Origin of the sequence: Ruminococcus sp. (genome assembly GCF_019417665.1) — a bacterium.
GTDB lineage: Bacteria > Bacillota > Clostridia > Oscillospirales > Ruminococcaceae > Ruminococcus_C.
The window spans coordinates 1-5763 of record NZ_DXUU01000093.1 but is presented as its reverse complement, the minus strand read 5'-3'; the positions used below and the strand labels follow the sequence as shown (position 1 = coordinate 5763).

Here is a 5763-nt window from a genome sequence, read left to right as displayed (position 1 = left end):
CCGTATCCTTTTTGCCCAGCTTTTCAGACGCATACAGCTTTCCCAATTCAAACATCACGAGCGCATTTCCCGACTCCGCCTCCGACAATAAAAGCTGCTCCACTTTTTGGAAATCTTCTACTTTTGACTGCTTGTCGTAAATTATTTTGCAAGCTGATTTATAATGGTCGCTCCACTTCAGGCGGAACTTTTCCGTATGTTCTTCCGTAAAATTTTCGGATTGCAGATCATCCGGAGGGATGTCGAATGGAACTGCTTCATCGAAAAATTCTGGTTCCGGCGGCTCAGGTTCGGCTATCTCTATGTCAGGCGGCTGCATTTGCGCCACCGTTTGCACAATCATATTTTTCACCGACTTAAATTCTTTGTTACCAACAAACGAAGGAAAATCAACTCGTGCAGATGAATACACATCATGCTTCTGCTGTTCCATCTCACACCAGAGAGCATACATTTTTCGAATCAATTCGTTTTCTGCAAGATGAGAAAATATCTCATCAACAGTCCGCTTAATTTCCGGCTTTAAGTATCCATAAGTTTTCTTGCTTTTTGCAGTTACCAGCTGTTCATGTAGCTTTGCAACCAGGCGTAATAATTCTGCATCTGAAAAAGCACTGGATGAAATGTCAGATGCAAGCTTCTGCATCAACTCCGCCAACTCCTTTTTCAAGAGATTCCGCAAGTCCGTTTGCTGCTGATATAGATGATGCAATTCATCCTGATAAATATCATTTGCAAAGCCGCTGCGGATTTTTTCGATGCCATGATTCGTCAGAAATCCTTCACGCTCGTTTGTGGAATAGATAATGATATGCACATGAGGATTGGTTTCCTTATCATGAAAAGCTGCATACCACCTGAGATTTGCCAGATCAATTTTTTGATGCTTTGCAATGTTTGGAATTTGCCTTATGACGAGATCACGCCATGCAGTTAAATTGTCATATGTGTAGGTTTCACCAGCTTTGAGAACCGCCTCCAAATAATGCGACTCTTTGGTAGAAGTCCATTCCTCGATTACGTCCCCATTCTTGTCAATGATCTGCAAATCCGCACCGGGCAGTTCCTCGCCGGTGGTGATATCCTGCTTAGAAATCCGCACTTTTGTGGTATCGTCTACCATAACAATCAGCGGATTGCCGTCTTCCGAAACAGCAACTGCGTCTGCGTTTTCTACGGTAACATTACCGTAAATATCAACTGTAAAACTGATGTCGGTTGCAATCACATAGCCGTCAGGAGCAGCGATTTCTTTCAGTGTGTAATCTCCGGCAGGAAGTTCGGTAACAACATGATTAGTGCCATCAGAAATCCATTTATCAACAGTTTCTTTGTCGCTGTTGATAAGCTCCATTTCCGCACCGGAAAGTTCTTCTCCATATACATCCTGTTTGGAAATTTCAATGGTAATCGGCTTGTTTTCAGCTGTGATTTCCACAATTTCGCCGTCCTCAGAAATTGTCACGGGATAGCTTTCCTCACTGAGAAGGTAGCCTGTGGGAGCTTTGATTTCTCTGATAACATACTCGCCGTAGGGAACGTCATCAAACTCAAAATATCCGTTTTCATCGGACACAGCCGTCATATATGCGCTGTCTGCAACAAAGTCAACAGTATCAACCGCAAACAATCCAAACAACGCATTCTCCAGCGGTTCATCGGATTCATTTCCCTTGATTCCTTCGATTTTTCCACGCTTCAGCTCATTTGTAAACTGACCGCAATCAATGCTGACTGTTGTGACTTCCTGCCCTATATATTCAAAGTCCACAAGATACTTTTCACCGTTCAAAACGTAATGCTCGTCTGTGGCGATTTCCTGCACATAATACTTGCCAAATGGAATTTTCTCTGCAATGACAGCCGTCATATTTTCATCCAGAGAAACCTCCGCAATTAAACCGTCCGCAGGAATCGCTGAGCCGTTAGAAGCCACAATTTCTTCCGCTGCAAACAGTCCGAAGCGGACATTCACTGCGCTGTTTTCTGCCGAAATGCCGAAGGTTTCATCACTTTCCATAACCTTAGAAAGTGAGATTTCAACACCCTGATAATCATTGACAAATGACGTATTTGTGGTGTCCAGAACAGCGATTTCCTGCCCTGCGTACACAAGCTCTACAACCTGCGTTTCGCTGTTCAATACGTAGCCGTAAGGCGCAGTAATTTCACGAATTTCATACTTTCCGAGGTACAGCAACTCCGTTTCCGCATAGCCGTTTTCGTCTGTTGTCAGCTCTGCCACAACATCCCCTGCATTGGCACGAATCGTGCCGTCAAGAGTAACAATATCCTCAGAGGCGATCACCTGAAATACTGCACCGGAAAGATTTCCGTTCGCAAACACGGGAGTGTAGGTGGTAGGATTGACGATTGTTTCGCCGTTTTCATCTGTGTAAGCGGAGGACGCCGCTGCAACAGACACGAAGCTGTCGCCGGTTTTCTGAACGCTGATTCTGCCCTTCTGGGCGGTGTTTTCCTTTGTGACTTTCACGATTGTCAAAGCGTTTTCTTCCTCTGCATTTTCAGTGGAGATTGTGAAGGACACAGGAGTGCTGTCCAGCACATACCCGTAGGGAGCTTGCACCTCCACAAGCGTGTATTCTCCGTAAGAAAGAACTTCCGGTGTGATCAGATAGCCTTCGGAATTGGTGTAAAATACATCAATTGTAGTAGGTGTCGGGTAACTGTAGGACATGGAAATCTTTTCGCCGTTAGAATCGTAAATCTCAAATCCTGCGCCCTCGTAGGGAATGGTATTTCCAGTTTCGGAATCCACTTTTACAATTTTTACATAGCTTTCAAACTCCCTATTGTTCAAAAGAAACGCATAGGTCTTGCCGTTTTCGCTGACGTACACATCGAAATCCGCAATCAACTCCGTACCTTCCCAGCCGACAGTCTGATGCACCGTGTACACGCCGTATGGCATATTTTTTGTCTGTGCAAAGCCGTTTTCATCACAGATAAGGTAGTCTTTTTCGGAGTCTTTTGCATTTTCATAACTGCCGGAACTCTTGAGGAAAACCTCAAATTCAGCGCCGACTTCCGGCGTTTCGATCTGCGTGCTGCCATCATCAGAATGCTTCAAAATGGAAATGTTTCCCTTTACCACATCCTCGGTCACGGCAACGGAAATCAGATTATGTTCTACTGTATAATTCTTGGCTTCTGCGCCGACGGAGTAAACCGTTTCATCCAACAGATAGCCTTCAGATGGGGAGATTTCCTGAAGCGTATAATTGCCGCAAACATATTCCTTTGTCTTGAAATAGCCGTCCGAATCGGTGGTGTAGGTATCAATGAGTTCGCCGTCCAGATACAGTCCATAAACTGCGCCGGCAAGAGTCGCGTCTCCTTGTGCAGAACCAGTTTCCGCATCCTGTTTCACAACCCCTGCGGTGAACTTTTTCAACGCGTTTTTGAATGTTTTCGTTGTGGTAGCGTCAGCCGTCAGCGTAGCGGTCTGATCGGCAGGAACAACGTATTTTATCGGCACATTTTTCTCAGAAATCGTGTAGACAATCTTTTCGTTATTGCTGTCATAGACGGGAATGTCAGAAAGTATGGCAATGCCGTCAGAGCCTGTTTTTATGGTGTAAGTTTTTCCGCCGCCTGTGATCGTAAATTCACGGTCGCCGTTTTCGCCGTCCTCCGACTGCTTATTGATTTTGATCGACCCTTTTTTCAGGTCGTTGACAAAATTCATATTCACCGTTAAATCCACATCTCCGCTTGCCAGCGTCACATTCTGCGCTTTGGGCGTTTCGTAACGTGTGGCAACATTGATTTCGGAAACGGTGTAGGTGATCGCCTTGCCTGTACTGGGGTTGTACACTTTCAGTCCAGAAAATTCCGCAACACCGCTTGAATTTGTCTTTTTCGTGTAACTGCTGCCGTCCGAACCGGTCACTTTGAATTCGATATCTTTCACAACATTATCTTCAGAGGTCTTGTTGATTTTAATGGTGCCAGTTTCATAGTCCTCGTACACGGTCACGGTCTGATTGGCTTTTAGTTCGTAAACTTTTGTTGACAGCGCATAGCCTTTCGGAGCAGAAATTTCCTTGACGTAATAACTCCCCATAGGCAGCTTTATCGAACCTGTACCATCTGCGCCAATCGTAATTTCTCCGACTTTAGTTTTGCACGCAGAATCAGAGTAAACGCCGTACTTTGCCGTGCTGCCGTCCACTGTGGATTTTCCGACAATCTGAGATGTTCCGTCGAGGCACTTCTTGATGCGGAAGGTTGCATCATTCTGGGTAATACGAAACGCCGAAGTATTCAGTGCGGTTGCGCTTTTTCCATCGGTATTGTTGTTGATGACAACACCCTGCGAACCGTTGGATTCGATACGCCAGTGTGTGCCACCGTCACCCTTTCCGCTGCCGACTGTTGATGAAGTGATCAGACTTTCCGGAACGCCGATGCTTTTCAGATAGGATACCACATCGTTTCGGGAATTGAACTCGCCCATGTAAATCCAGGCATGGTTAATGTTTTTGGTTTCTGCCACAACCACCGAACCGGCTGTAATCGTCGAACCGTCAGCGCATTCCCAGTAGGGGTGATCTTCCGTTTTGATGTTCTGCTTTTCAACATCAACTTTCGAGGTTTTACCGCCGTAACTGATCGTGCAGTTATCGCTGACAGTCAGCCAGTGGGCTGTGTCTACCGGAACGGGATTGTTCCAGGAAAAGCCCGTGGTTTTGTAGCCAAGCTGGGACAGGGTATAGTAGACTAGACCGGAACAGTCGATGCCAAGGCTTTTGATGGTATTGACGGACAGCGGTGAATATGCGTCCTGGGTGTAGATACCAGAATAACCTTTGTTCCCAAAAGTGTAAGGCGTTCCCAGCAGGGTTGCCGCTTTTGCGATAACCGTATCGGCGGACGGAAATGCAACATTTTCGGTGGAACTGCTTGCCGCACTCGCACCAAACGAACTGCTGAAATTTGTTCCCATCATGGAAAAAGCGCAGAGTCCTGCCATCAGACCTGCACCCAATTTCTTGAATATTTTGTTTTTGAACATATACAAACTTCCTTTCAAAAAAGCACGAAAATACGTGCTGTAATGCGTTTTTTGTTGCTGAATCTTGCTGGAAAAGTCGGCGAACGAATCCTTAAGCAAAACCAATCCAGCGTCATATTCCACTGCACTCCGCATCGCATTCTTCACACAGTGGACAATCCTGGCAGTGTTCATAATCCATGCAGATTTTCTGCTGTTCGTCCTCCGATAATTCTCTGCGCAGAACGGTAAGGACGACGCCGTCAGCATTTTTCTCCAGTTCCACACGCACCGGCAGACCATTTTCATCAAACAGTCCGTTGAAATTTGTCACGCCGTTTCCAGCTAAAATCTGTGAAAAAATCACCTGTTTCATAAAGTAAAACCTCCGTTGTTATCGTCAAAAAGAGAGAGCTGTCTTGTCATTTTCGTTCTTTCACTGGTATCGTAATTGGAAATCAGCAACTCGTTGTACATACATCCGCCGTCATACCGCTGCGCCAGATTGTTCAGTCTGCTGATTTCCTCTATGGTAATGCCCGGTCTATTCCAAAGTTCCCGTATTTCGGGACAGTCGTTATAGGAAACTAAAAATTTGCCCGAAATATGCAACAAGACATCACGCAATCTGACATGATCTTTTGCTGTAAATCCCACATCTTTGTAGTAATTCTCTGTGGCATAATACGGCGGATCGCAATAGAAAAAGCTCACCGGGCGGTCATACTGCCGGATGAGCTTTTCAA

Annotated in this window: 3 protein-coding genes; all 3 read right to left on the bottom strand. The window is 45.6% G+C overall.

All coding sequences use genetic code 11. The features are described from left to right. Positions 1–5038, bottom strand: a 5038-nt coding sequence (mobP3, locus tag QZ375_RS13515; protein WP_295219782.1) for a MobP3 family relaxase, incomplete at its 3' end; no start/stop codon positions are given. Positions 5039–5150: 112 nt separating this feature from the next. After that, positions 5151–5393, bottom strand: coding sequence for a hypothetical protein (locus QZ375_RS13510; protein ID WP_295219780.1), 243 nt, complete (start codon positions 5391–5393; stop codon positions 5151–5153). Then, a partial coding sequence (locus QZ375_RS13505; protein ID WP_295219778.1) for a DNA adenine methylase occupies positions 5390–5763 on the bottom strand: 374 nt, incomplete at its 5' end. The genes QZ375_RS13510 and QZ375_RS13505, both read right to left, overlap by 4 nt.